Origin of the sequence: Cohnella lupini (assembly GCF_003386205.1) — a bacterium.
Classification (GTDB): domain Bacteria; phylum Bacillota; class Bacilli; order Paenibacillales; family Paenibacillaceae; genus Cohnella; species Cohnella lupini.
The window spans coordinates 463,034-486,998 of the sequence record NZ_QRDY01000001.1 but is presented as its reverse complement, the minus strand read 5'-3'; the positions used below and the strand labels follow the sequence as shown (position 1 = coordinate 486,998).

27 protein-coding genes and 1 riboswitch are annotated in these 23,965 nt (G+C 51.2%); of the genes, 10 read left to right on the top strand and 17 right to left on the bottom strand.

The genetic code is table 11. From position 1 onward, the window contains the following. Positions 1-89 precede the first annotated feature (89 nt). Both DFP95_RS02255 and DFP95_RS02250 read left to right on the top strand, forming a co-directional pair. Positions 90-1,325 carry a nucleotidyltransferase gene (locus DFP95_RS02255; RefSeq protein WP_115990917.1) on the top strand — a complete coding sequence of 412 codons (1,236 nt, stop codon included), beginning with the start codon at positions 90-92 and terminating at the stop codon, positions 1,323-1,325. Positions 1,326-1,436: 111 nt separating this feature from the next. Further along, a complete protein-coding gene (locus tag DFP95_RS02250) occupies positions 1,437-2,687 on the top strand; it encodes a nucleoside recognition domain-containing protein (protein WP_115990916.1) in 1,251 nt (416 codons plus the stop codon). 57 nt (positions 2,688-2,744) lie between these two features. Here DFP95_RS02250 and coaD read toward each other — a convergent pair whose 3' ends face one another. Together coaD and rsmD are read right to left on the bottom strand one after the other, a co-directional pair. Beyond that, entirely contained in the window at positions 2,745-3,275 is a 531-nt protein-coding gene (coaD, locus tag DFP95_RS02245) for a pantetheine-phosphate adenylyltransferase (RefSeq protein WP_115990915.1), read from the bottom strand. Beyond that, the gene (rsmD, locus tag DFP95_RS02240; protein WP_115990914.1) at positions 3,250-3,879 is read right to left on the bottom strand and encodes a 16S rRNA (guanine(966)-N(2))-methyltransferase RsmD; all 630 of its coding nucleotides are present in this window, start codon (positions 3,877-3,879) and stop codon (positions 3,250-3,252) included. Before rsmD ends, coaD begins: the two co-directional genes overlap by 26 nt. A gap of 762 nt (positions 3,880-4,641) precedes the next feature. Here rsmD and DFP95_RS02235 point away from each other — a divergent pair. Then, the gene (locus DFP95_RS02235) at positions 4,642-4,986 is read left to right on the top strand and encodes a WGxxGxxG family protein (RefSeq protein ID WP_115990913.1); all 345 of its coding nucleotides are present in this window, start codon (positions 4,642-4,644) and stop codon (positions 4,984-4,986) included. A gap of 71 nt (positions 4,987-5,057) precedes the next feature. Here DFP95_RS02235 and DFP95_RS02230 read toward each other — a convergent pair whose 3' ends face one another. Together DFP95_RS02230 and DFP95_RS02225 are read right to left on the bottom strand one after the other, a co-directional pair. Further along, the gene (locus tag DFP95_RS02230; RefSeq protein ID WP_115990912.1) at positions 5,058-5,324 is read right to left on the bottom strand and encodes a YolD-like family protein; all 267 of its coding nucleotides are present in this window, start codon (positions 5,322-5,324) and stop codon (positions 5,058-5,060) included. Between the two features lie 59 nt (positions 5,325-5,383). Next, the gene (locus DFP95_RS02225) at positions 5,384-5,593 is read right to left on the bottom strand and encodes a hypothetical protein (RefSeq protein WP_115990911.1); all 210 of its coding nucleotides are present in this window, start codon (positions 5,591-5,593) and stop codon (positions 5,384-5,386) included. Positions 5,594-5,792: 199 nt separating this feature from the next. On the opposite strand from DFP95_RS02225, the gene DFP95_RS02220 reads away from it, so the two are divergent. Together DFP95_RS02220 and DFP95_RS02215 are read left to right on the top strand one after the other, a co-directional pair. Then, a complete protein-coding gene (locus DFP95_RS02220) occupies positions 5,793-6,044 on the top strand; it encodes a hypothetical protein (RefSeq protein WP_115990910.1) in 252 nt (83 codons plus the stop codon). A gap of 142 nt (positions 6,045-6,186) precedes the next feature. Further along, positions 6,187-6,591, top strand: coding sequence for a DUF948 domain-containing protein (locus DFP95_RS02215; RefSeq protein WP_115990909.1), 405 nt, complete (start codon positions 6,187-6,189; stop codon positions 6,589-6,591). Between the two features lie 16 nt (positions 6,592-6,607). On the opposite strand, the gene DFP95_RS02210 is transcribed toward DFP95_RS02215, so the two are convergent. From DFP95_RS02210 to DFP95_RS02190, 5 genes are all read right to left on the bottom strand, one after another. Beyond that, positions 6,608-6,976 (bottom strand): 4-fold beta flower protein, encoded by a 369-nt coding sequence (locus DFP95_RS02210; RefSeq protein WP_115990908.1) that lies wholly within the window; start codon positions 6,974-6,976, stop codon positions 6,608-6,610. 98 nt (positions 6,977-7,074) lie between these two features. Next, on the bottom strand, positions 7,075-7,863 hold the full coding sequence (locus tag DFP95_RS02205) for an ABC transporter ATP-binding protein (RefSeq protein ID WP_115990907.1): 789 nt from the start codon (positions 7,861-7,863) through the stop codon (positions 7,075-7,077). Continuing rightward, entirely contained in the window at positions 7,860-8,645 is a 786-nt protein-coding gene (locus DFP95_RS02200; protein WP_115990906.1) for an ABC transporter permease, read from the bottom strand. Before DFP95_RS02200 ends, DFP95_RS02205 begins: the two co-directional genes overlap by 4 nt. After that, positions 8,635-8,937 carry a thiamine-binding protein gene (locus tag DFP95_RS02195; protein WP_115990905.1) on the bottom strand — a complete coding sequence of 101 codons (303 nt, stop codon included), beginning with the start codon at positions 8,935-8,937 and terminating at the stop codon, positions 8,635-8,637. Before DFP95_RS02195 ends, DFP95_RS02200 begins: the two co-directional genes overlap by 11 nt. Positions 8,938-8,962: 25 nt before the next feature. Beyond that, positions 8,963-9,970, bottom strand: a complete 1,008-nt coding sequence (locus tag DFP95_RS02190; RefSeq protein ID WP_115991343.1) for an ABC transporter substrate-binding protein — start codon at positions 9,968-9,970, stop codon at positions 8,963-8,965. A 160-nt stretch (positions 9,971-10,130) separates the two neighbouring features. Continuing rightward, a riboswitch (TPP riboswitch) is annotated at positions 10,131-10,245 on the bottom strand. 175 nt (positions 10,246-10,420) lie between these two features. Here DFP95_RS02190 and DFP95_RS02185 point away from each other — a divergent pair. From DFP95_RS02185 to DFP95_RS02165, 5 genes are all read left to right on the top strand, one after another. Then, positions 10,421-10,819 (top strand): hypothetical protein, encoded by a 399-nt coding sequence (locus tag DFP95_RS02185; RefSeq protein ID WP_115990904.1) that lies wholly within the window; start codon positions 10,421-10,423, stop codon positions 10,817-10,819. An 89-nt stretch (positions 10,820-10,908) separates the two neighbouring features. After that, a complete protein-coding gene (locus DFP95_RS02180; RefSeq protein WP_115990903.1) occupies positions 10,909-11,997 on the top strand; it encodes a tetratricopeptide repeat-containing glycosyltransferase family 2 protein in 1,089 nt (362 codons plus the stop codon). Continuing rightward, on the top strand, positions 11,994-13,610 hold the full coding sequence (locus DFP95_RS02175; protein ID WP_115990902.1) for a bifunctional glycosyltransferase family 2 protein/class I SAM-dependent methyltransferase: 1,617 nt from the start codon (positions 11,994-11,996) through the stop codon (positions 13,608-13,610). The genes DFP95_RS02180 and DFP95_RS02175 overlap by 4 nt, the downstream gene beginning before the upstream one ends. Beyond that, the gene (locus tag DFP95_RS02170) at positions 13,594-14,304 is read left to right on the top strand and encodes a glycosyltransferase family protein (RefSeq protein ID WP_115990901.1); all 711 of its coding nucleotides are present in this window, start codon (positions 13,594-13,596) and stop codon (positions 14,302-14,304) included. The genes DFP95_RS02175 and DFP95_RS02170 overlap by 17 nt, the downstream gene beginning before the upstream one ends. After that, positions 14,301-15,155, top strand: coding sequence for a class I SAM-dependent methyltransferase (locus DFP95_RS02165; RefSeq protein WP_181907220.1), 855 nt, complete (start codon positions 14,301-14,303; stop codon positions 15,153-15,155). The genes DFP95_RS02170 and DFP95_RS02165 overlap by 4 nt, the downstream gene beginning before the upstream one ends. A 122-nt stretch (positions 15,156-15,277) precedes the next feature. Here the strand turns inward: DFP95_RS02165 and DFP95_RS02160 are convergent, their stop codons facing one another. From DFP95_RS02160 to DFP95_RS02125, 8 genes are read right to left on the bottom strand one after another with little or no spacing between them, the layout of a single operon-like run. After that, the gene (locus tag DFP95_RS02160) at positions 15,278-16,462 is read right to left on the bottom strand and encodes a pyridoxal phosphate-dependent aminotransferase (protein ID WP_115990899.1); all 1,185 of its coding nucleotides are present in this window, start codon (positions 16,460-16,462) and stop codon (positions 15,278-15,280) included. 23 nt (positions 16,463-16,485) lie between these two features. After that, positions 16,486-17,457 carry an ABC transporter ATP-binding protein gene (locus tag DFP95_RS02155; protein ID WP_115990898.1) on the bottom strand — a complete coding sequence of 324 codons (972 nt, stop codon included), beginning with the start codon at positions 17,455-17,457 and terminating at the stop codon, positions 16,486-16,488. Continuing rightward, the gene (locus DFP95_RS02150) at positions 17,454-18,440 is read right to left on the bottom strand and encodes an ABC transporter ATP-binding protein (RefSeq protein ID WP_115990897.1); all 987 of its coding nucleotides are present in this window, start codon (positions 18,438-18,440) and stop codon (positions 17,454-17,456) included. The genes DFP95_RS02155 and DFP95_RS02150 overlap by 4 nt, the downstream gene beginning before the upstream one ends. After that, the gene (locus tag DFP95_RS02145; RefSeq protein ID WP_115990896.1) at positions 18,425-19,531 is read right to left on the bottom strand and encodes a M24 family metallopeptidase; all 1,107 of its coding nucleotides are present in this window, start codon (positions 19,529-19,531) and stop codon (positions 18,425-18,427) included. The genes DFP95_RS02150 and DFP95_RS02145 overlap by 16 nt, the downstream gene beginning before the upstream one ends. 14 nt (positions 19,532-19,545) lie before the next feature. Next, positions 19,546-20,466, bottom strand: coding sequence for an oligopeptide ABC transporter permease (opp4C, locus tag DFP95_RS02140; RefSeq protein ID WP_245987296.1), 921 nt, complete (start codon positions 20,464-20,466; stop codon positions 19,546-19,548). Positions 20,467-20,494: 28 nt separating this feature from the next. Then, positions 20,495-21,460 (bottom strand): ABC transporter permease, encoded by a 966-nt coding sequence (locus DFP95_RS02135; protein WP_115990895.1) that lies wholly within the window; start codon positions 21,458-21,460, stop codon positions 20,495-20,497. Between the two features lie 31 nt (positions 21,461-21,491). Then, complete coding sequence (locus DFP95_RS02130; protein ID WP_115990894.1) at positions 21,492-22,664, bottom strand: M24 family metallopeptidase; 1,173 nt, start codon at positions 22,662-22,664, stop codon at positions 21,492-21,494. A gap of 12 nt (positions 22,665-22,676) precedes the next feature. Further along, positions 22,677-23,963: a M20/M25/M40 family metallo-hydrolase gene (locus tag DFP95_RS02125; protein ID WP_181907219.1), complete on the bottom strand. Its 1,287-nt coding sequence runs from the start codon at positions 23,961-23,963 to the stop codon at positions 22,677-22,679. Between the last annotated feature and the right edge of the window lie 2 nt (positions 23,964-23,965).

Below are 23,965 nucleotides of genomic sequence, written 5' to 3'. Positions count from 1 at the left end.
GAGTTTTCGAGTAATCTTCTCTTGCGCGCTCTTCGCGTGTTATATTGTGGCAAACGGGCACTTCACCTTTTTAAGCTAAGGAGACTGGTATGTCAACGGTTGGCGTCATAGTAGAGTATAACCCATTACATAACGGACATCTCTATCATTTGCAGCAATCCAAGAAAATAACGGGGGCGGATGCCGTCGTAGCCGTCATGAGCGGTCATTTCCTGCAACGGGGAGAACCGGCGTTGGCGGACAAATGGGCGCGGGCGGAAATGGCGCTGCGAGCGGGCTGCGATCTGGTCCTCGAGCTCCCGGTGGCTTATAGCTCCCAGCCCGCCCAATGGTTCGCATACGGATCCGTCGCCGTTCTGGAAGCAACGGGCATCGTGGATTCCGTCTGTTTCGGAAGCGAAAGCGGAGACGTGGAATCGCTGCGGACAATGGCCGCGTTATTGGCGGAAGAACCGGCTGACTTCGTATCGACTCTGTCCGCGCGTCTAAAGGAAGGTCTACCCTATCCCTCCGCTTTTACCGCCGCCGCCAAAACCTACTTACAAAGCAAGGGAATGAATGACCTAGCTTTCTCGCTCACCGAGCCGAATCACACTCTTGGTCTACATTATCTGATAGCGATGCGTAAAATCAACAGTAAAATGGTCCCTTTTTCAATTAGAAGAGAAAAATCGGAGTACGGGCAATCCGATATCACGGATATCCGAATTGCCAGCGCTACCGCTCTTCGCAAGCTATTGCTCGGACAATCCGGTTCCCTCGATCAGCTTGAAGCCTACGTCCCCGCTACGACGCTGGATATTCTGAAACGTGAGATTCAGGCAGGGCGGGCGCCGATTCATTGGGAACATTACCGTAGTCAACTCTTCCATGAATTATACCGTCAGAACGAATCGCAGCTCTCTGAATACGCCGAAGTAACCGAAGGTTTGGAGCATCGGATCAAAAGCCTGCTCCCCCGACTCCCGGAACATTCGATAGCCGCTCTCCTTCAAGCTCTGAAAACAAAGAGGTATACGCATACGAAGCTGCAGCGAATGCTGCTTAGAATCTTGCTCGGTCATCGTAAAGAATCGGTCGGCCCGACGAAGCTTGCCGCGGGAATCGATTATATTCGCGTTCTTGGATTCAACGAACGCGGACAGCGGCTGCTTCATGACATGCGGGCCAAAGCGAAAGTCCCCATCGTCGCTTCCGCGGCCAAAGAGAGCTCGCCCTTCCTCGCGCTAGATGCTCAAGCGACCGCCGTTTACTCTCTCGCTTTTCGTAATCCGGACGCCTCGGCGGCTTATCGCGACTACACGAAACCGCCCATACGCATTTGATCAATAGCGAATTCGCCATGCTTGAACCGTTTCATCTCGGACAAGATGGTCTATCCTTTCCGCCCAAGGCGTACATTGTAATGTATTTGTCCGCTTGGGGAGGGGATTTGCATGGTTAAAGTTACGAATAATAGAGGCTCCGCCTTCCTTTCCCTCATCCTCGGAACGGCGGCTTTGCTAGTCGTAGTCGGAATCGTCCATTCGCCCGGAGAGGCGTTCCGCGCCTCTTTATCGGGCTTGCAGGTGTGGTGGCAGAACGTATTCCCGGGGTTGCTTCCGCCATTGATGTTGGCCGAGCTATTGGCCGCGTCGGGATTGCTGCATGGCATGGCCACTCTTGCGGAGCCGCTGACGAGAGGTCTATTCCGGTTGCCCGGCGCGTCCGGATGGGCGATCGCGTTCGGCTGGTCGGCGGGCATCCCCGCCGGAGCGAAGGAAGCCGCAAGACTCCGGGATAACGAAATGATTCGGGACGACGACGTCGATACCGTTCTTCTCGTGTCCCATATGCCGAACCCGTTCCTTGTCGTCATCGTCATCGGCAGCGGCTTCCTGCAATCTCCCGAGTTAGGATGGGCAATAGCCCTTGGTTTATGGATATCCGCCATGATATCGGGTTATTTATGGGTTCGGTTGACTAAGCCTCGGAAACCGCGAGTACCGCAAATTCCTTTATCGCATCCCCGCGCTTTGCTCCGAAGAGCGCTTCGCGCTTCGGCAGACGCCCGGAAGGACGACGGAAGGCCGTTCGGCAAGCAGCTTGCCGATGCCGTGACCAATGCCGTCGGCACGCTTATGGCCTTAGGCGGATTAATGATGATCTGCGCCGTCGTCGTTCGCTTGATTCAATTATTTTTCCCCGGTAACGATTTATGGCTGGCGATTCCGGGTATTTACGAAATGCATTTAGGCGCATACGAGAGCAGTCGCTCTTCTCTTTTCTCCAGCGCTCCCGCGCAGGCAGCCGCCCTTCTGGCCGCGGCTCTCGCTTGGAGCGGTTGGAGTGGCCTGTTGCAAGCCCGCGCCGCCTTCGGATCGGGCTTTCCTTTTCCTTGGGGCAAGGTCGTCACGAGCCGCCTCCTGCACGGGGCAGTCGCGCTGTTGATCACTTACCCTCTTGCGTTGGCGGCTTTATCCCGTCCGATCAGGAACTTTATAGACACCCTATGGCCCGATCGCTGGCCGGCAACGGAGGCATGGGCCGCCGCGGGTGCAATTCCCAATGGCTGGGGATATCTAACCGAGAATATGATCGTCGCGTTGGCCGGATTCGCCGTGTTCCTATTGCTAGCGCTGCTGGCCGCTCTCATTCGGCCGAAAACTCCCGCGAAAAATAAAGAAAAGAATACCCCGCCTCTTTGAAATAATAGTGGACAAAAAACCGTTTCCCAAAATGGGAAACGGTTTTTTAATAAGCTCTTAAGTTGTTGAGTCGTTAGGAGGTACGTACTTCCCCTGCAAAGCGACCTCGACCGCCGGCGGGACCAAATCTTGGACGGGGCCGTTGAACTTCGCGATCTCTTTAACGATGCTGGAGCTTAAATAGGAGTATTTAGGATTAGTCATCATGAATACCGTTTCGATGCCTTCATCCAGTTGTCTGTTCGTGGATGCCATTTGCAGCTCGTACTCGAAATCCGTCACGGAGCGAATACCGCGGACGATAACCTGCGCTTGACGGGATCTCATGTAACGGACGAGCAGATCGCGAAAGCTATCGATTTCCACGTTCGGCAAATCGCGCGTCACTTCGGCGAGCAGTTCTTTTCTTTCCTCGACGCTGAACAACGGACTTTTCACGGTATTGTTCAAGACGGCTACGATTACCCGATCGAATTGTTTAGCTGCTCGACGGATAATATCCAGGTGTCCGAACGTCACGGGATCGAAGCTTCCCGGGTATACCGCAATGCGAAACTCATGCTCAGTTCGGGCTTGTTGAGGACTCATCTTCTGTATCCTCCTCCATTTCCGAGGAGGGATCTAGGTCCGCCTCGTCTAGTTTGTGATACCGATATACCGATAACGCGATCTCGCCGTACGTCGCGTATCTTACTCTGTTAAACCTACCGATAACATCCTTGTATAAGACGTCCGGATGGTGCTCTACGACCGCGACCGCGTCTTCCGCCACCAAATCCTTGGAAGCCATATCCAGCAGCAATTCGTCGCAGTCCTTCATCGCATACGGTGGATCCAGGAAAATAAGGTCGAACGGTTTACCCGCTCTTTGCAGTAGCTTTAAGGCTCTTCGCGCATCATTGCGGTACGCTTCTGCCCGTTCGGTTAATTTAGTGAATGCCAGGTTGGCCCGAACGACCTCGATGCTTTTAGCGCTCGAATCGATAAAAACCGCGTTCGCCGCTCCTCTGCTCAAAGCCTCGATCCCTAAGCCCCCTGTTCCCGCGAACAGATCGAGAACCCGTTCCCCTTCGAAATACGGCCCTATGATACTGAATAAAGATTCCTTCACTTTGTCCGTAGTCGGACGGGTATCGCTGCCCGGAACCGCTTTGAGCCGGAGTCCTTTGGCTTGTCCTGATATGACCCTCAATTCGTACCGCTCCTCGAATCCCTGTATTCCAACTACCCTTTCGAGGTTGAAAAGACGGCTGTTTGAGCCCTCTTCGGGATTTGTCCTTATTCATTTTCAACAGATTAACTGGTGTTATGTTACCACAATCTCCAGCGTTTCAAAAGCATGGAACATTCAACGGAACGTACTTCGAACCCTAATTATTTTCCTGATCAACGTATATTTTCCTCTGACGGGGTCACAATGATATTACCGGCACCGAGAGGTGTCGGGGACAACCGCGGAGAAGACTTACGTTTCCCCATAAGATCTTCGTCCGGTTTCTCCTCTCCCATGAAGGCCCTCGTCGCGAGACGGGGGTCGACTTTTTATGATTCAGTAATGTCCAACGTTAGTCCGCCAAATTATCAAAACAAAGAGAAACCCAACGTCTATAAGTAGACTTGGGTTTCCCGACGGAGAGCCTATTGGCTCTCTTTTTCGCTTGGTTCCGCATCTGGATTCAATTCAATCTCTTCCATTTCGATTTCTCCAGTTTTCGGATCGAAGGACGGAATTGTAACTTTCACAGGCTTCACTTCCCTTACTTAATCGGAATAGTTTTCACTATCGTCTTAAGCCAGTCTACGCAATTGTTCAAATTCATATTCTTGTCCAACTACCCGGCTACAACCCCAATCCCCATACCCTTCCAACCTTAGAGCAATTTGTTCGGGATGCGTTTCCTTATTCAAGGATAAATTAATAGCGCAACCATATGATCGATAAGGGAGAAGAAATATGAGGACATCGATTCTTTCAGTAGTCGTCGCGTTGGCTTTGTTGCTGCTTTCCGTTCCCGTCTATGCGGAAGAGCAAGGACATAAAATGGATACGACAAGCTTAAGAAGCACTGTTCCCGATACCGGAAAACGATCGGATAACGATAACGGCGTTAGAGAAACGAACGAAAACCCGATTCAAGATACCAACGTCAATCGTTCCTTCGCGAATATAAATACATTGCGAACTTACGATATGAAGGACGATAACAACAATAATTGGGGTTGGTTAGGTCTTCTCGGATTAATCGGATTGGCCGGATTACGAAATAGGGGTCGCGAAGGATCTCCGGACAGAAGCTAATGAAATTGAATTAAATACAAATAACCCGCAAGCTCGGTGAGCTTGCGGGTTATTTGTATTTAAAAAGTGCTTCAATCGGGATTATCAACTTTCATAATATCCATAAAAGGCACCTTGATCGTCTCGCCGTTGTTTTGCACGTGGACTAGCTTCGTTCGGGCATCCAGATTGACGATTCGGCCCTGAACCGGTTCATCCAACCCCCAGACGGTCAAAACTACCTCATTCTCTTCTTCTTTAGCCTCCACAATCCTCTCGCCGATTTCCTCGAGAATCGCTTCGTCTCGCGTTGGCCTTTTGTCCTTGAATTTCTTTTTCGGTTTAAGCACTGGCGGCATTATTGAGCACTCCTCGTATTCGTTTCTCTCTAGATTAATTGGATTGGATGACAGCCAGCTTAGTCCATATTGACGCGTGATCTGACTAGTTGCGCGGATAAAATGCATTGAAGACGCAGCGTTCGGAACGACTGCTTTTCCACGTCGAAAACCATCACTTTACTGCCCCTGATTCCGTAAATGAGAATTCGTTGCTTCGCGACATTTTCTTTGCCGTCTTCGTAAACGATTTCGACGATCCGGCCGATATATTTTCCACCCGTCAACATTCTCGCCTCCGCACGAACGTTCGTCCCTTTATTATATGGGGAACATTCGTTCTTATGCAAGAGTTGCTTTCTCGATCGAAAATTATCGCTCCAAAAGACGGTCGACTTTTTGTGTTCGTTCATCGGGTCATCGCATCGGATCAATTTCTATTAAACCGGCATTTAATAGAAGTGCATTAGGAAAAGAGGTGAATCTCCCATGTCTATTACCATTCCTCGAGAACCCGACCTCGTGCTCATAAGTTGGACAAGAAACCCGTTGCAGAAAGGATCCCAGCGCATGATTACGGCTTCTCGCGTCATCGGCAGTTCCAGCCCTTGCAGAAGCTTGATCCAATCCGGCCAGTCGTTGCGAGCCGCTTTGAAATGTTTAGAAAGAAACGACTTTAGGATCGTCGCTCGCAAAAAAACGACGGACGTAAGCGGCTATTACCTACTCCAGCGAGGTTAATACGGTTTTAATTAATTCAGCGGTCCTTTGGGGCCGCTGTTGTCATATCCGGGGCCGGCAATCCATAAACTGATCCGAACGGCTCTATATTGATCGCAGGTGATACAAGCTATCGAATCAAGTTTTGGATGGAGGTTTAACCATGCTCATCGAGATTAGCGTTGTCGGAATCGCCATCGCTTTCATCGCGTTGGTCGTCTTTCTGATCCGTATTCTGCAAAAAGGAATGGACACGCTCCAAGAAACGAACCGCACGTTGGCGGAGGTCAGGAATGCCGTCCATGGTTTGACGGGCGAGGCGAACCGTCTAATCCACACAGCGAACCAAGTTACCGTCGATCTCAAAGGGAAGATGGAAACGATCAATCCGATATTAGAGACGGCGCACGACGTAGGGGAAGTCATTCATACGGTGACCAAACAAGCGGCCGCGGTTCTTGCCCATACGGCCGCTCCTACCGGAAATCCGTTGAACGGAAGCGCGTCGAACGTAAACCCGCCGCCTTCCGCAAGCTCTCCGCGCCCCGTGCTGATCAAAATCAAATGATCGAGCTTCATTGCGCCTAGACGTCGGTGCCGAAAAATTCGCGGATGGTCTTGTTCGACCATCCCCCGTTGCCTGGATCGCTCACCGAACCGGCAAAGCCCGGCTTTGCCGGACGCCCCGGAATCGATGGCGTGCCCGGCGCTCCGCTCATTCCCGGAATCGAAGGCAAATACGGGCCAGCGGATCGCATGAATCCGACCACTCCGCCCGAACGGTCTCGCAGAACGCCGTTATCCAGCCAACCCAACGGCTGTCCCGTTAGCGAGAAAACTTGCTTTCCCAGGTGCAGCCAGCCTAGATTGCGTCCGTTTCGGCTAACGAAACGATCGCCTTCCGCCAGCACGAACGCAGCTTGTCCGAATCTATCGAAGTACCAATCGTTCATCGTGATATTCCTCCGAATATTTTTACCTATTATAACATCCGTTACGACAAAAAGCCTCCGGATTCGCCTCAATATACTAGGCAAATCCGAAGACCTCGTTACTTCCCTTGCTCCAATAGCCGCAACACTTCCAATTTCAGCTCCACGAACGACGGATCCGTCCATACGCTTGCCCTTCGGGGACGTTCGAACGGAACGACGATCTCGCTCAGCACCGTCGCGGGAGCGGGCGATAACACGTATATCCTGTCCGACAACAGAAGCGCTTCTTCGATGCTATGGGTAACGAATAACACGGAACGTCTATCCGCTTCCCATAATTCCAGCAGCCATCGCTGCATATCCGCCCTCGTTAATGCGTCCAGAGCGGCGAACGGCTCGTCCAGACACATAATATCCCTGCGCATGAGCAGCGCCCTCAGGAAGGACACCCGCTGTTGCATCCCCCCGGATAAGACGTGAGGATACTCCTTGGCGACTCCGCCCAAACGAATTCGCTCCAGCCATTCGGCAGCCTGTTCCTTCGCTTCTTTCTTAGAGGTGCCCGCCGTCATCAACGCCGAAGAGATGTTGTCCGCGACCGACAACCAAGGAAACAAGGCCGCTTGCTGCGGCATGTAACTGATCAGACCGCGTTGCCCGGTCGTGTCCTTACCCTCGATAAATATACGGCCGCTATCGGGACGTTCAACCCCGCCGATGAGACGGAACAACGTCGATTTTCCGCTTCCGGACGGACCTAACAGCGTCACGAATTCTCCCGCGGACACCCGCAAAGAGATATCGTTCAAAACCGGGATGCGATCCTTGCCTCTCCTATAAGCTTTGGTAATCCCTTTTAATTCCAAAGCGCTCCCAAGCCCCGAATGTCCCGAGTACCCGTTCATGTGGAAGCCCCCTTCCAATCGCCTTGCGGCCGAGGCTTCCATCGGACCACCAATCGTTCGGCCAGAACGACCGCATAATAGAACAAGAGACTCAAAGCAATGACGCAGACGATAGAGGCGAACACGGCGGGCTGATCGAATCCTTTCCACTTAAAGTTTAAGTAGTATCCGATCCCCATGTTCGCTCCCAGCCATTCCGCCACGATTGCCGACGATACCACGTAAGTCGCCGCGATCTTCAAGCCCGAGAACAAATAAGTAAGAGAAGCGGGAAACTCCAGCCTCCGTAATCTCTCCCACTTCGATGCGCCTATCATGCCCAAGTATTCCCGCAATTGCGGCTCTGCTTGACCAAGCCCTACTAGAACCGAAAGCGTAATCGGAAAAAAGCAAACAAGGACGAGTAAAATCAATTTTGGCGTTATTCCAAAACCGAACCAAATCATCAGCAACGGACCAAGGGCGATTAGCGGCACGTTCTGGGACAAGATCAAGAAAGGAGCGAGCGCCTCCCGCAAAGGAAGCACGAGATGCAGAATTACTGCCACGACGAGCCCGAAAACCAAGCCCAATCCGAGCCCGATAAGCGCCAGGTTCATTGTAGCCAGCGCATGCTTCGCGAGCAACGCGGAATCCTCGTACATAGTCCCTGCTATATCCCATGGAGACGGTATAGTAAAGGTATCGATTTGAAAAATTTCGCATATCGCCTGCCAGACGCCGATGAACGCGATCAACGCTAAGGTCGGCAATAGAAAACTTCTAAGCGTTTTATTGCCCATCTGGATATTTCTTTAACTGCCGCCCGATCGAAGCGCCTTCTTGACCGTCGACGACCAATTTGATGTGGGACATGACGGATGTGCTGCCCTTCTCGAACATAGCCGCGTTCATTTGTTTTACGATATCGATCAATTGGTCCAGTTCGCCTTCCATCGTCGTTTCCAGAGGGCCGACGCGGTAAGTAACGCCCGATTGTTTAATGATTTCGATTGCTCTGTCCACGTAAGGGATAACGTCTTCTCCCGCTTTCACCTTCGGAGATATTTGAATGCTTAGCAACGCTTGCGCCATTATAGCCATCCTTCTTTCCTTATGATTATTGAGGTAAAAATTCCGTCGTAAACATATCGTCGTAGTTAAGCTCTTTCTCCATGAGGCCGTTCTGCTTCAACCAATCCCCGTAACCGGACCATACTTCCCGCTTCTGCTCGCCCCATCTCGGAGCGTCGTCCTTGTATTTCGGACTCAGCCACTTCTGGCTTGCCTTGACGAGCTCCGCGTTGATCTCGGGAACCGCTTTGATCAACACTTCCGCGGCTTCGTCCGGATGCTCGATCGCGTAATTATAACCTTCCGAAGCGCCTGCCAAGAACGCGCGGACGAGCTCGGGCTTGTCTTTGATCAGCTTCTCGTTCGTCAGCAGCAATGGCGTGTAGTAGTCCAATTGTTTGCTGTAATCGGTCAGATACACCATGTTCACCGGCTCGTTGCGAAGCTCGGCTTCGATTCCCGTCCATCCGTAGAAGATCCATTCGAAATCGATGCCTTTCTTAACCGCCGTGAAGAAATCCGCCGAGCCGGCGCTAACGAAATTCACTTTGCCGACGTCCGCCTGCTGGACGTTCATCATCGATTCTATGACCGCCTGCTCGGCCGGAGAACCCCAACCTCCGTAGGATTTACCCTCGAAGTCCTTAGGCTCTTTAATGTTCCTATCGACCGGAGACGCGAACCCGGACGTATTGTGTTGAATGATCGGAGCGATGGATACGAGCGGCAATCCTTGCTCGCGGGCCAAAATCATGCTTTCCTGCGCCCCGATCCCGAAGTCCGCCGTTCCGTTCGCGACCAACGCGCTCGCTCCCGCTTCCGGAGGCAGAATAATCTCGACATCCAGTCCGTATTTCTTCCATAATCCTTGATCCTGGGCGACATACAGACCGGTATGATTCGTATTCGGCGTCCAATCCAGCACGAGCGTTACTTTCTGCAATGCCTCTGCCGTTCCCTCCGGACTTCCGGTCGAACTAGCAGCCGGGTTAACCGAAGCATTGTTACCCTCATTATTTCCGCACCCCGCCAGCATAAGCATTCCCGCCAGCATGGATACGCTTAAACCTTGCCAAATCCTGTTCTTCGCTTTCACTTTTCTCTCCCTCTCTCTGCTTGCTTGTATGGTGAAGAGGGTATCGCGCAATCAAAAAACGCCCCCCGAGTCCGGAGGGCGTCCTAAAAATAAATAGGGACGAATGACACGACGGAAAACCGTCGTGTTCCCACCTTCCTACGCTGGCATTAACCAGATCAGGTATAAGGGTCTGCATCTTAGAACGGGATGCACTCTCAGCCGGCCTTGCTCCAGCTCCCCCGGGGCTTATTCAATTAACGAAACCCGCTTCTTACATTCTTCATTATAGCAAACCCGCCGTGGATGTCTATCTATATCTCTATGGTCTCTCCAACAATCCGCTATAACATAAACTGTTCGTCCATACCAATTCGGACACGTCTTCATACGATAGAGCATGCAAAAACGAAAGGAGGTGGAACAACTATGGGACGCTTCCTAGACCAAAGGAGCTCGATGAATGCAGGCACTGAAATTGCGGTTGCACTTACAACACCGACTCTCTTTGGCGTTGTTGGATTACAAACCCAAGCGGTTGCCGGTCCGATTGTAGACCTCTCGGGAACGATTGGCTTGGGAACACCTGCAACCGGTACAGCCGTTATTAACGTCGTTCGTGGAACCACACTGACAGATACGATTATTTACACGGCTATCATTACGCTTGAAGCCGCAGGATCTGAACTGGTCTCGTTTAACGCGCAGGACTTATTGGCACCTGCAGCACTACAAACTGCTTATGCATCATTCGTCTCTCTCACCGGAGGAGCCATTACGCGGGTAGGCCCTGAAGCATTTTGGGGTATCGCTTCCGCTAATTCCTAATGAAGCGGGGAACTCTATGAGCGGACACGCTCCTAGAGCTTCCTTTTTTTCTATGAAACGAAATGCGTTAATGGAAGGAGCGGATAACGTTGATTACGATCAGCCTGTGCATGATCGTCAAGAACGAAGAGCATTCAATCGGACGTTGCCTAGATTCCATACATGATTTAGTAGATGAAATCAACATTGTAGATACTGGCTCCACGGACCAAACGAAAAGCATCGTATCTTTATATACCGATCGGATATTCGATTTCGAATGGATTGAAGACTTCTCCGCCGCTCGTAATTTCTCTTTCGAACAAGCGACGAAGGACTATATTATGTGGCTAGATGCGGATGATTATTTATTTGAAAATGACCGTCAAGCCCTCCAAAAATTAAAGCATTCGATGAAGCCAGAATTTCATGCCGTGCTTATGGATTACGTCCTTAGTCGCGATCAGACCGGAAGCGCTCAGAACATGACTCGCCGCCACCGTCTCCTCAAGCGAGATTGTCATTTCCGTTGGATTTATCCGATACACGAGTACATTCCAGTCCAAGGTCCAGTTAAGATTTCAGATATCGAAATTTCTCACTCCCCCTTCCTCGAGAAGAAAGACCGCAGTCGCAATATCCGAATTCTTCGTCAAGCGATCCTTAGAGATGGAGGCCAGCTATCCCGGAGGTACCATTTCTATTTAGCCAATGAGCTCATAGGTAACGGCCAGATCGACGAAGCAATTGCTACATTCGAATCCTTCCTTGCTGGAGAAACACAATATTTCGAAGATCATATCGCGGCTTGCGGCACCTTATCCAACTTTTATCATGAACGTAATCAACCGGATAAGGAGCTTCAATATTTGCTTAAAACGTTCGAATACACGAAGCCACGACCTGACTACTGCTGCCGAATCGGAATATGGTTCGAAGAACATAAAGCTTATGATAAAGCTGTGTTCTGGTATGAACTCGCCATACAAGTCAAATCAGGTGATGAATATTCTCTTGGACTTATCAATAAGGTGTGCTGGACTTGGGGGCCGCACGCACAGCTAGCCATATGCTTTGGTAAGCTGGGTGAATTGGATAAAGCTTATGAACATAACGAAATTGCTTTAACTTATCTACCCGACGAGCCCAATCTCTTGAAAAATAAAGCTCAGCTTGATGCAGCAAGAGCAAGCCTATGAACGAGCTAACCAGTATTATCATACTAACTTATAACGGTTTAGCACATACTCAGGCTTGCATTGAAAGCATCAGGAACCATACGATACCCGGCACTTATGAGCTCATCGTTGTCGACAACGCCTCCACGGACGGAACGGTTGAATGGCTTAATCAGGATGATGATATTAAGACCATTCTTAATTCAGAGAACATGGGTTTTCCTGCGGGTTGCAATCAAGGGATGAAAGCAGCATCCGGACAGTACCTGCTCCTACTCAATAATGACACTATCGTCACGCCGAGGTGGTTAGACAATCTTCTCGTCTGCGCTAATAGCGATAGCCGCATAGGCGCCGTTGGTCCAGTTACGAATAATGCCTCATACTATTCAACTATCTCCGTTAATTATCAATCCACTGAAGAAATGCAAGCATTTGCCGACAACTACAACCACTCCAATCCGAAGCGTTGGATGAACAGATTGAAATTAATCGGCTTCTGTCTTCTGATCAGACGGGAAGCTTATGAACAAGTAGGAGAATTAAACGAACAATTTTCTCCCGGCAACTTTGAAGATGACGATTATTGTCTTCGTATTCTAAATGCTGGATTTCGTCTTGTTCTTTGCGGCGATACGTTTATCCATCATGAAGGGAGCGGAACCTTCGGCAAAGATCCTGCAGCCTTCCTCCAGTTACTGCAAAACAACGCCAAAATCTTCGAGAATCATTGGGGCTTTAATCCCCAATATTCTCTAAATATTAGGTATGACATTATGTCCCTGATCAACGAAGAAGCCGATAAACCGCTAAAAATATTGGAAATAGGCTGCGCTTGCGGAGCAACACTGCTAGAAATTCAAAATCATTATACAAATACTGAAATATTCGGACTTGAATTGAATCCGAATGCCGCAAATATTGCAGCAAAATTTGGAGTTATAACGACGGGGAACATTGAAACCTTTAACAATGACTCTTATGACAATTACTTTGACTATATTATTTGCGCCGACGTTCTTGAACATCTAAAGGATCCTTGGGATGTATTAAGCAAGCTCAAGAATTGGATCAAAGCCGATGGTAAGGTGCTAGCTAGCATCCCTAACGTTGCTCATTTTTCAGTTATTCGAGACTTGATTCAAGGTCATTGGAACTACACGGACAGAGGCCTGCTCGATATTACTCATCTCCGTTTTTTTACTGTAAACAGCATTAAAAGGTTGTTCTCATCGTCCGGTTATACCAGTGCCGAATTGAATCAAATTCAATTAGCGCACTCTCAAGAAGACGAGGAATGGTTGAACGAGATGGCACGCATTTTCGGAGACGAAGCAAAGAAGAACTGGGTTGTCTATCAATACCTCGTGAAAGCACGCAAAACAGTCATTACGTACAACAAAAATGAATCCAAAGCCTACACGGCATTTAAGCGAGCTTTCCGACGGATAGAATGGGGAGTCACTCCCGATGAAAGCCTGCAGGAAATCAACGCATTGATCGATAGTGGCGATATTACGATGTTGGATTTCAACCTATTTCTCGAACGGGATTCAACAAAACCTAAGGAGATAGAACAGTTATGGAAACCCTTTATCGAACAAAGGATCAAGAAAGATGATAAATCCAAATAAATTGGCGTTCATCTGCTGTGTAAACGATGCAAAGCTTTTCGAGGAATGCTTAGCCTTTATAAATGCTCTTGATATCCCCATGGGGATTGTCGTGGATATGATTCCGATCTTCGATGCCCCCGGTATTGCCGTAGGTTATCAAAGAGCTATGAAGCAATCCAATGCCAAGTACAAGGTCTATTTACATCAGGATACATTGATAATCCATCGTAAATTTATCGAAGATATCATTCATATCTTCCGAAATAACTCTTCTATCGGGCTCATTGGTGTTATCGGAGCCAAAGAACTTCCCGAAAATGCAATATGGTGGGATTCCACAGAGAAAACAGGGAAGGTCTTCCTTAATACTGGTCGAGGAATCGATTTACTTGATTACAATCCGATTCCGTACAGCGATGCAACCCATTCCGTTGTAGAAGCTGTTGATGGACTTCTATTGGCAACTCAAGTGGATCTTCCATGGCGGGATGACCTTTTCGCTGGATGGCATTTTTATGACTCCTCTCAGTGCATGGAAGTTATTCGCGCCGGTTATCAGGTTGTCATCCCCCACCAGGATAGCCCATGGTGCTTACACGATTGCAAGATTGCTGCTATTAGTTACTCCTTTCAAGAGGCTCGCGGAATTTTCTGCGCAGAGTATTCGGACGACCGAAAAACCACCGGAATTACGACAGGAGGAGCAGAGTGATTAATCCTTTTAAGCAAGACCCTACGTCCGAGATCATTAAACAGTATCGAAAGGTCTGGCAGCTAGAAGGTCTTCGTGGCCTTCATCACCCCATCACTCTAACCGATCATAATGAAACTCCATTTACAGGAGAACGAGCTGTCATTAACAGCTTTATTAAATCAGTTCATACTCCCGTGTTTCATGAACATTTAATCAGATACGATTTTGCCACGAGGTTTGTTTCCGACAAAATCGTACTAGATGCCGCATGCGGTGCTGGTTTTGGAGCTAAAATGCTGGAGATGGCCGAAGCAAAGGCCGTCTATGCCGTAGACATATCTGAAGAATCCCTTCTACACGCTCAAGCCTCTTATTCCGGAAATCGGATTCACTATTCACAAGGAGATGTAAGAAATATTCATGCTTTTAAGAACGAATTTTTCGATATCATCGTATCCTTTGAAACCATTGAACATATTTCGAGCGGCAGGGAATGGATTGCTGAAGCAGCCCGCCTATTGAAAGCTGGCGGTCTGTTCTTGGTTTCTACTCCGAATCGCAGCATCACTAACCCAGGCACTTATCATGAGGAGCATCCCATTAACCCCTATCATCATTATGAATATTCCGTTTCCGAATTTGTCGGCGAGCTCCTTGTCTCCTTTGACATTCTCGAGCTGTATGGTCAAACCCTAGTAAGAGATCAAATCAATTCCGGATTTATGTGGGATAGACAATTACGAGGCAAAGATCCGGCTTGGGTTCCGCCTTACTCACCGGAAACCACTAGCCACGAGCTTGTGCCTTTTGCACATATTAAGAATGCTCAGCCCTCCTACGTCGTTGCCGTCTGTCGTAAGAAGCGGTAATCGACGCAAACGCGCTTTGGAGATACCGTATAGTGCTACAAGCTGACTCCAAATGAAGTGCCGGAATCAGCTTGTAGCCAAGGTGTTTATAATTAAATAGCTGATGTCGTTTATAATCGAACCTATGCTTTAAGAGGAAGCTTGTTCAGCGACTGGACGATACGGAGTATGGCTTCCTCATACTTGGACGTGTCCTTCATCGTCCCGTACATGATACGAAGGAAGCCTTCCCCGTTCGAGCCGAACCAAGTGCCCGGCGACACGCCTACGTTGGCGTCGTGGATAAGATGATCCCGAATCTCGATCGAGGTTCCGAGCTTGGAGACGTTAACCCAGAAGAAGAAGCCCCCTTCCGGCATCAATACCTCCACTCCCGGGATTCCGTTCAGCTTCTCGTAGCCGAACTTGCGGCGGTATTCGTAGATTTTGTTCCAATCGTCCACGTAGGACGGATCCTTGTATGCCGCGGCGACCCCGTATTGGGCGAAGGTGTTCGTCGGACCGACGTAATTGAAGGCGGCTACCTTCAGAATATCTATAATCGGCTTCGGTGCGACCATATACGCGACCCGGAAGCCCGTCAATCCGAGATCCTTGGATGTCCCGAACACGGAGATCGTTCTTTCCCGCATCCCGGGAAGCGTCGCGAAGGTAATGTATTCCTTGTCGTCGTAGATCGAGCGCTCGAAGCTTTGATCCACGATGACCATCAGGTCGTGCTTAACCAAAAATTTGCCCAATTCCTCCAGCACTTCGCGGGAGTATACCGTCGTCGTCGGATTGTTCGGATGGGTCAGCACCAAGCAGCGGGTTTGCGGCGTGACCTTCTTCTCGAGCTCTTCCATCCGCAATTGAAAACCGTCCTCCATATAAGTCGGAACGCTAACGCTTATCGCTCCCATTTGATAGACGTCGTTGAAGTTTTCCGCGAACCCGGGATCGATGTTGAGCACCTCGTCGCCGTGATGGGGGCGAACGCAGATTCGGATGCCGACGTACAAACCGAAGGCGGAGCTCGGAACGACGATCAGTTCGTGCTCCGGATCGACGTCCAAGCCGTTGAAATCCCTGAGCTTTTGCACCAACACTTCCTTCAGTTCCGGCACGGCGTAACTATTATCCAGCGCGTAATGGGTCTTGCCCTCGTCGAGCGCCCGTTTGGTCGCGTTAATGACGTGGTCCGGAATGCAAGGGTCGGGGAAAAAGGGATCCGCGCCGACCAGCATCAATTTCTTCTCGGGATCCAACGCGTTGTATGCCGAAAAATCCGGCGATTTGAGCTTTAGCCAATTTTCGTCGATCCTCATGTCGCACGACCTTTCGCTGTCTTTTATCGATAATGGCAAGCAACCATGTGGCCGTCGCCGACGTCTTTCAAAGCCGGAATTTCAATGGCGCAGCGTTCCGTCGCTTCCGGACAGCGCGTCCGGAAACGGCAACCGCTCGGCGGATTAACCGGACTCGGCACGTCTCCTTGAAGCAATATTCTCTCGCGCCTAATCTCCGGATTCGGCGAAGGAATCGCGGATAGTAGCGCCCTCGTATACGGGTGCCGGGGAGCGGCGTACAAATCCTGCTTGTCCGCGATCTCCACCATCGCGCCCAAGTACATGACCCCGACGCGATTGCTGATGTGCTTGACGACCCTAAGATCGTGGGAGATGAATAGATAAGTCAATTCGAGCTTCTGCTGCAGCTCTTTCATGAGATTAACGACTTGCGCCTGGATGGAAACGTCGAGCGCGGAAACCGGCTCGTCGCAGACGACGAACTTCGGCTTGAGCGCCAACGCGCGCGCGATGCCGATTCGTTGTCTCTGACCGCCGCTGAATTCATGAGGATACCGCTTTACGTGCTCCGGGCGAAGCCCGACGAGGCCGAGCAGTTCTTGAACCCTCTCGTTCCGTTCTTTCGCGGACATTTTTTCGTGCGCCTTGAAAGCTTCGCCGATAATGCTGGCTACGTTCTTGCGAGGATCGAGCGAAGCGTAAGGATCCTGGAAAATAAACTGCATTTCCCGGCGCAAGCCGCGCAAATCTCCTTTGCGCAGGTTCATGATATCGCGTCCTTCGAAGAGAACTTCGCCTTCCGTCGGTTCGATCAGACGGAGCATCGCCCTCCCGGTCGTCGATTTCCCGCAGCCGGATTCTCCCACGATGCCCAGCGTCTCTCCCTTTCGGATCGTGAAATCCAAGCCGTCTACCGCTTTGACGACTTGCTTGCTTCTGCCGAACAAGCCGGAATCGCCCGTAGGAAAATGTACCTTGAGGTTCTTGATCTCGACTAGAACGTCCTTGCTCATCCGACTTCCCCCTCGCTTGCATCGCCGTACAAGAAGCAACGCACTTTATGTCCGCCATCGTACGTCAAAGCCGGTTGCCTTTCCCGGCACGCGTCCATCGCGTGTTTGCACCGCGGAGCGAAGCTGCATCCGGCGGGCATCTCGTATATGTTGGGGACCAACCCTTCGATCGTCTCCAAGAACTCTACCTCTTCGGAAATGTCCGGAATCGATTTTAACAGCCCCTGGGTATACGGGTGCATCGGCTTGGCGAAAATCTCCCGGACCGCCCCATGCTCCACAACCCTTCCCGCGTACATGACCATTACCTCGTCCGCGACCTCCGCGACGACTCCCAGATCGTGGGTAACGAGCATAATCGCCGTCCCCAGCCGCTCCTTCAAGTCTTTCATCAGCTCCAGAATTTGAGCTTGGATCGTAACGTCCAGCGCGGTCGTCGGTTCGTCCGCGATCAGCAGCGCCGGATTGCAGGCAAGCGCCATTGCGATCATCACGCGCTGTCTCATGCCCCCGCTGAGCTGATGAGGATATTCATGCACCCGTTTCTCCGGCAGCGGTATTCCGACGAGCTTCAGCATTTCGATGCTTTTCAGCGTTGCTTCTTTGGTCGTCATCCCTTGATGAAGCTTTAGCACTTCGTTAATCTGGTTTCCGACCGTGAATACCGGATTCAAGGAGGTCATAGGCTCTTGGAAAATCATCGAAATCCGATTGCCGCGAATGTCGCGCATTTCCTTCTCCGTCTTTGCGAGCAGATTATCGCCGTTGAACAGAATTTCTCCGTCGACGATTTTCCCCGCGGGTTCGGAAACGAGCCGCATAACGGAGAGGGACGTTACGCTTTTGCCGCAGCCCGACTCTCCTACGATGCCTAACGTCTTTCCTTTCGAGAGAGTGAAATCGACGCCGTCAACCGATTTGGCCACGCCGTCTTCCGTATAGAAATAGGTTTTGAGCCCTTTGACTTCTAAAACTTGCTCCATCGTTTCTCAGCTCCCTTCTGCCCGTCGCCGTGTACCTTCAAAATTTTAGGGCAATTGGTAAGCACCTCGCAACCTTCCTCCGTCACTCTAACGATGTCCTCGATCCGGACGCCTCCCACTCCCGGGACGTAGAGCCCCGGTTCGACCGTGAATACCATTCCCGGCACGATCTTCTCCGAACTTCCCATAACGACTCGGGGCAACTCGTGGATATGTAGCCCTACGCCATGCCCTAAACCTCTCAGACTATAAGGCTCCATCCCTTCCCGTTCGAATACGTCGCGATGAATCCTATCTATATCTCCGCAAGTCATTCCCGGCTTGATGGCATTGAGCGCCGCCTCCTGAGCCTTCAGGACGATATGGAAAATCGCCAATATCTCGGGCTCAGGGACCTCGACCCATAAGGTTCTTGTAATATCGGACCGATAACCTTTAAAGGTGGCGCCGCAATCGATGACGACCATCTCACCCGGCACGACCTTCTTATCGGTCGCCGTCCCGTGCGGTAGAGAAGCGCGAGGACCCGATGCTACGATCGTTCCGAAAGCCGGACCTTCGCTACCTTCCAATGCCATTAGATGTTCCAATTCAATCTGGATTTCGCGTTCGCTCATGCCCGGCTTGATCTTCTCCGCGAGCCTGATCAACGCGCGATCCGCGATGTGAATTGCCGTCTTAATACGTCTAAGCTCCTCGTCGTCTTTTACGGAACGGAACTCGAGACCGTAATCTTGCAACGGAATCCATTCGACCTCCGGGAGCTCGCGTTTCAATCCGATGCATTCCGCGTCCGTCAATTTATTCGTCTCATAGCCGATCTTGACCGCTCCAAGCAGGCTTACTTGTTCCTTGATCGTTGCCATGGCGTTTAGTCCGTGAGTTACGATCGTCCACTCGTTCGTTTCGTCGTTCGCTTGCTCGGTATACCGAGGGTCGGTAATGAGAACGGACTGTTCCGTCGTCACGAACAAATGGCCGTTGCTTCCCGTAAATCCGGAAAAGTAGGCCCGATTCTCGGAGGAGGAGACATAGACGCCGTCCAATCCCTTTTCGACGAGCATGTTTCTGATCCGGGCTACTCTAGGCATCCGTTTTCCCTCCGTCACTTCCGGCCTTTCAGCTTCGGATCCAATGCATCCCTTAGCCCGTCGCCGATGAAATTAATGCTCAGAACCGTCAATAGAATGGCAAGTCCCGGATATAACCAAATCCAATATTTGAAACGAAGCACCATAATCGACATCGCCTCGTTCAGCATGTTCCCCCAGCTCGGCGTCGGCTGCTGTACTCCGACTCCCAAGAAGCTGAGCGCCGCTTCCGTCAGAATCGCGTCCGCGGTCATGAGGGTCGCCTGCACGAGAATCGGGGCCATAATATTCGGAATGATATGCTGGACGATGATCGAGAAATCCTTGACCCCCAGCGCTTTGGATGCCTGGATGTACTCTAGCTCCCTTACGCGCAATATTTCCCCGCGCACGAGTCTTGCGGTACTCGTCCAGCTGACGAGACCGATAATGATCATGACGTTGTAAATGCTTGGCTTCAGCAATGCGGATACCGTGATGATAAGGAACATGACGGGAAAACAATAAATGACGTCGACGATCCTCATGATGACGGAATCGATCCATTTGCCGTAATAACCGGCAATGGAGCCGAGCAGCACTCCGAGCAAGGTCGAGATCGTCACCGAAACGATTCCTACGCTTAAGGAAATCCTGCCAGCGTACATAAGCCTCGCGAATACGTCGCGGCCGAGACTATCCGTTCCAAGTAAATATTCGTGGGACGGTTTAGCCATGATATCCAAGCTTCCCGCCGCGTTCTTGATGGAATTAAACGGACTATGGGGCGCCAATAACGGCGCCGATAACGAGATCAAGACCAACAAAACGATAAAGCCGAGCCCGAACATCGCGAGCTTGTTCTTCTTATACCGGCGCCAGGCTTGGCGCGCGCCGCTCGTTTCACCGCTCCCGCGTTTAGCTTCGGAAACTCCGCCTTGCTGGGTCATCTCCATATTCGCTCGCTCCTCTTTCGCCTAAGCGTTATTTGGACAACCTGATTTTAGGATCGACGACTGCATATAGAACGTCCGCCGTTAGATTCCCGAATAAAACTAATAGGGAGGTGAATAAGTTCAAGCCCATGATGACGGGGTATTCCCTCGAGGTAATCGCTTGAATGCCCAAGCTTCCCATGCCCGGCCAATTGAAGATCGTTTCCGTAATATAAGCTCCGCCGAATAGGGTCGGTATCGAAATGCCGAACAACGTGACGACGGGGATAATCGCATTCCTAAGCGCATGCTTGTATTTGACCGTCCGTTCGCTCAAGCCTTTCGCCTTCGCCGTTCGGATATAGTCGTTGGTCAGCACTTCGATCATGCTCGAGCGCGTGAAGCGCATAATGACCGCCAAGTTCGGCATGGCCAGCACGAGAGCCGGAAGCACGAGATGCTTGACCTTGTCCACGAAAATGTCGAAGCTTCCGCCTGCCATGTTAATGGTAGCGAGGCCCGACGTAGGGAACCAGTTAAGCTTCACGGCGAATACGTAGATCAGGGCGACGCCGAAGAAAAAGGAAGGTACGGATATGCCGATAAAAGAAAATACGGTGAGGCCGTAGTCCCTCTTCGAATATTTATTCGTCGCGGAGAAGACTCCGAGCGGCACTCCGATCACGAAGCTGAACAAAAACGCGGTGACCGTCAGCAAGAGCGTTGCCGGCAGTCTTTCCGTAATCATTCCGGCGACGGATTGCCCGGTTTTGATCGTATAACCCAGATTTCCGACGACTATCTCTTTCAGCCAGCGAAAATATTGCATGATCATCGGGTCGTTCAAGCCCATTCGTTCTTGCGCCCTGGCTAGATCCGCGGTCGAGATTTTCGGATCGATCATCGTCTGCATCGGATTTCCCGGCGTAATTTGCATGATAAGAAACGTCAGAAGCGTAATCCCGACCATAAGTGGCAGCGTCGATAGTAGTCTTCTTAAAATATATTTTTGCATAGGCCTTCCCCCCTCTAGCGCTGCTGGCGGTTTACGAGCGGATCAGAACGAGGCTTTCTTGCCGCGAGCTTAAATATTCCGAACCCTCGTCCGTAACGACCAAATTCTCTTCCAGCAAAATATAAGGCTGTTTGCCCGGAAGAATCGTAGGCTCGAGCGTGAAAATCATGTTTTTCTCCACTGATCCGTATGGTGCGCTCCCGTAGCGATCCCAACGCGGACCGAGCAAAGTTCCCCCGTCGTGCGTCTGCCTGCCGATCTGGTGTCCCGTCGCATGGCTGATCTCGGGCATTCCGCGATCCAGCAGGAATTGCCTGGCCACCCCGTCCACCTCATGCCCGATCGCTCCCGGCTTAAGCGCTAACCGGGCCGCGCTAATCGCATCGTAAGCGGCTTGAAAAGCGAACTTCATATCCTCCGGCGCGTCGTTTTCGTCCGGCTTTAGGAAATACACCGTCCGCGCGATGTCGGATACGTATCCCTCGTAATCCACGCTATAGTCGAAGATCACCATATCGCCGTATTCGATGACGTTGTCCGAAGGCTGGCGATGCGAGATGTTATCCTTCAATACCATCGGCATGGACAACGTCCGGTCAAGCCCGTTGACCACGTCGCGGGCGCTCATCTCTCCGAGGAAGAGCTCCCCGGCTTGCTTCTCGGTCATTCCGACCTTCAGCTTCTTGAATACCGCGTCGTAAATGTCCAGCGTGATGTCGATTGCCTTCTTCGTCCTGCGGATTTCCTCCGGCGTCTTTAGACTCCGAAGACGGGTCAGGAACGACTCCGACGACACGAATTCGCATTCGATGCCATGGAGCGCCTCCATTAGCCAACGGTACCTGCCTAACGTAAGCCCGTCGCATAGGTGCTCTCCTTCCGAATAATTCAAAGCCATCCGGTACGGCCGGATCGAGTCGACCAGTTCGCGCAAAGCCCCGGCCAAACCTTCCGTATATTTGACCACCTTGTCGAACAATCCGCTCTCCTCGATGTCCTGCGCGTCAATCGAGGTGCATACCGCGTATCTCTCTCCCTTGGAGGTCAGTAGGAATGCTCCCGGTCCGACGGTCCTAACTCCCGTCACTAGCGGAAGACACGGATCGCTTCCTTCGCTGGTCAGAATGAGCCATAGGTCGATTCCCTGTTGGTTTAACGCCTCGGCGGCCTGCTCCATTTTCTCCCGGTTAACCGAATAATCCATATAGCCCCTCCGTTAATGGACGCATAGGTCCATGAGTGTTTTCGTTAAGACCTTGGCGCCGAATAGATAGGAATCCCTCGATATTCGTTCGTCGTGTTGGTGCACTCTTTGCAATACCGCGGCGAAATGATCTTCCAGAAGCGTCGGCGAAAACCCGTATATCCGATCCGTGTATGGACCCATGAATCTACCGTCCGTTCTTCCCAGCGCGAGGAATGGAACCAGCTTCGTATCCAAACCGAACGTCAAGCAATTTTCTTCGAACAAAGTCAGTAGCTCGTTATCGATGGAGCTTTCGTATCCGTCCTCGAAGCTGACGATTGTCCATTCGGCGTCAATGCCTCGCATCAGCTTCTTCATGAGCTGCCCCACGTCGTCGGAAGTCGTTCCGGGCAACACGCGGAATTCGATCTCGGCCGTCGCCGAACCGGGGATTACGTTGGATCGCTCGCCAACGCGTACGTCGTTGATCATCAGCCCGTCGTATAACATGTACTGCAGCAGATTGTTGTACGTCGACTCGACGATCTTCTTGCTGTCCGGGCTTAAGCCCGTTTCCAGTATGAAATTCCGAGACAATTCGGTGTACTTCTTCGGGAACTTATAACCGGCCAGCTTTCCGAGCGCATCCGACAGCTTGAAGATCGCTTGGTTGTCCGGCGGGCACGAAGCGTGTCCCGATCCGCCTTCGGCGCGAATGCTTATTTTGCAGACGCCTTTCTCTCCGGCGGCGCACAGAATCATGTTTCGGCCGTTAAGCAGCAGCGGAAATCCTCCGCCCTCGCTGATAACGTAGCCGTCTTCTTGCAATTCCGGGAACGCTTCGACGACTTTCTCCATCCCTAGGCGGCTTCCCGTTTCTTCGTCGGCCGTGGCCACGAAGTAGATCGTTCTATCGAGAGACTCCTCGTGCTCCTTGAGCATCAAGAATGCCGTAAGCTGCATGGCCGTCAGTTGCTTGGTGTCGAGCGTCCCTCTGCCGTAGATGACTCCGTCCTCTTCGTGCGCCTCGAATGGAGGATGACTCCATTGCGAGGAGTCCGCGGAAACGACGTCCAAATGCGACAAAAGGACGATTGAAGGCTTGGAGCCCGATCCGAGCTTGGCGATGACGTTCGCCCGTCCCGGTTCCGGTTCGAAGCAGATGCTGCCGATTCCCCGTTCCTCCAGCTTTCGCCGAATATAGCGGGCTGCTTCCGCCTCGTTCCCCGGTGGATTCGAGGTATCGATCCGAATCAGGCTCTTGAATAGATCTAGCGATTGTCGTTCCCACGTATCCGTCCAGACGTTGCCGCTCATAA

Excerpts from the sequence above, each read along its gene's own strand:
- DFP95_RS02130 (WP_115990894.1), bottom strand. The coding sequence starts at position 22,664 with ATGGATTATTCGGTTAACCGGGAGAAAATGGAGCAGGCCGCCGAGGCG.
- DFP95_RS02215 (WP_115990909.1), top strand. The coding sequence starts at position 6,187 with ATGCTCATCGAGATTAGCGTTGTCGGAATCGCCATCGCTTTCATCGCG.
- DFP95_RS02200 (WP_115990906.1), bottom strand. The coding sequence starts at position 8,645 with ATGGGCAATAAAACGCTTAGAAGTTTTCTATTGCCGACCTTAGCGTTG.
- DFP95_RS02125 (WP_181907219.1), bottom strand. The coding sequence starts at position 23,963 with ATGAGCGGCAACGTCTGGACGGATACGTGGGAACGACAATCGCTAGAT.
- DFP95_RS02225 (WP_115990911.1), bottom strand. The coding sequence starts at position 5,593 with ATGTTGACGGGTGGAAAATATATCGGCCGGATCGTCGAAATCGTTTAC.
- DFP95_RS02195 (WP_115990905.1), bottom strand. The coding sequence starts at position 8,937 with ATGGCGCAAGCGTTGCTAAGCATTCAAATATCTCCGAAGGTGAAAGCG.
- DFP95_RS02170 (WP_115990901.1), top strand. The coding sequence starts at position 13,594 with ATGATAAATCCAAATAAATTGGCGTTCATCTGCTGTGTAAACGATGCA.
- opp4C (WP_245987296.1), bottom strand. The coding sequence starts at position 20,466 with ATGGAGATGACCCAGCAAGGCGGAGTTTCCGAAGCTAAACGCGGGAGC.
- DFP95_RS02155 (WP_115990898.1), bottom strand. The coding sequence starts at position 17,457 with ATGAGCAAGGACGTTCTAGTCGAGATCAAGAACCTCAAGGTACATTTT.
- DFP95_RS02255 (WP_115990917.1), top strand. The coding sequence starts at position 90 with ATGTCAACGGTTGGCGTCATAGTAGAGTATAACCCATTACATAACGGA.
- DFP95_RS02230 (WP_115990912.1), bottom strand. The coding sequence starts at position 5,324 with ATGCCGCCAGTGCTTAAACCGAAAAAGAAATTCAAGGACAAAAGGCCA.
- DFP95_RS02145 (WP_115990896.1), bottom strand. The coding sequence starts at position 19,531 with ATGCCTAGAGTAGCCCGGATCAGAAACATGCTCGTCGAAAAGGGATTG.
- DFP95_RS02235 (WP_115990913.1), top strand. The coding sequence starts at position 4,642 with ATGAGGACATCGATTCTTTCAGTAGTCGTCGCGTTGGCTTTGTTGCTG.
- DFP95_RS02210 (WP_115990908.1), bottom strand. The coding sequence starts at position 6,976 with ATGAACGATTGGTACTTCGATAGATTCGGACAAGCTGCGTTCGTGCTG.
- coaD (WP_115990915.1), bottom strand. The coding sequence starts at position 3,275 with ATGAGTCCTCAACAAGCCCGAACTGAGCATGAGTTTCGCATTGCGGTA.
- DFP95_RS02205 (WP_115990907.1), bottom strand. The coding sequence starts at position 7,863 with ATGAACGGGTACTCGGGACATTCGGGGCTTGGGAGCGCTTTGGAATTA.
- DFP95_RS02220 (WP_115990910.1), top strand. The coding sequence starts at position 5,793 with ATGTCTATTACCATTCCTCGAGAACCCGACCTCGTGCTCATAAGTTGG.
- DFP95_RS02150 (WP_115990897.1), bottom strand. The coding sequence starts at position 18,440 with ATGGAGCAAGTTTTAGAAGTCAAAGGGCTCAAAACCTATTTCTATACG.
- DFP95_RS02175 (WP_115990902.1), top strand. The coding sequence starts at position 11,994 with ATGAACGAGCTAACCAGTATTATCATACTAACTTATAACGGTTTAGCA.
- DFP95_RS02250 (WP_115990916.1), top strand. The coding sequence starts at position 1,437 with ATGGTTAAAGTTACGAATAATAGAGGCTCCGCCTTCCTTTCCCTCATC.
- DFP95_RS02190 (WP_115991343.1), bottom strand. The coding sequence starts at position 9,970 with ATGCTGGCGGGAATGCTTATGCTGGCGGGGTGCGGAAATAATGAGGGT.
- DFP95_RS02135 (WP_115990895.1), bottom strand. The coding sequence starts at position 21,460 with ATGCAAAAATATATTTTAAGAAGACTACTATCGACGCTGCCACTTATG.
- DFP95_RS02160 (WP_115990899.1), bottom strand. The coding sequence starts at position 16,462 with ATGAGGATCGACGAAAATTGGCTAAAGCTCAAATCGCCGGATTTTTCG.
- DFP95_RS02185 (WP_115990904.1), top strand. The coding sequence starts at position 10,421 with ATGGGACGCTTCCTAGACCAAAGGAGCTCGATGAATGCAGGCACTGAA.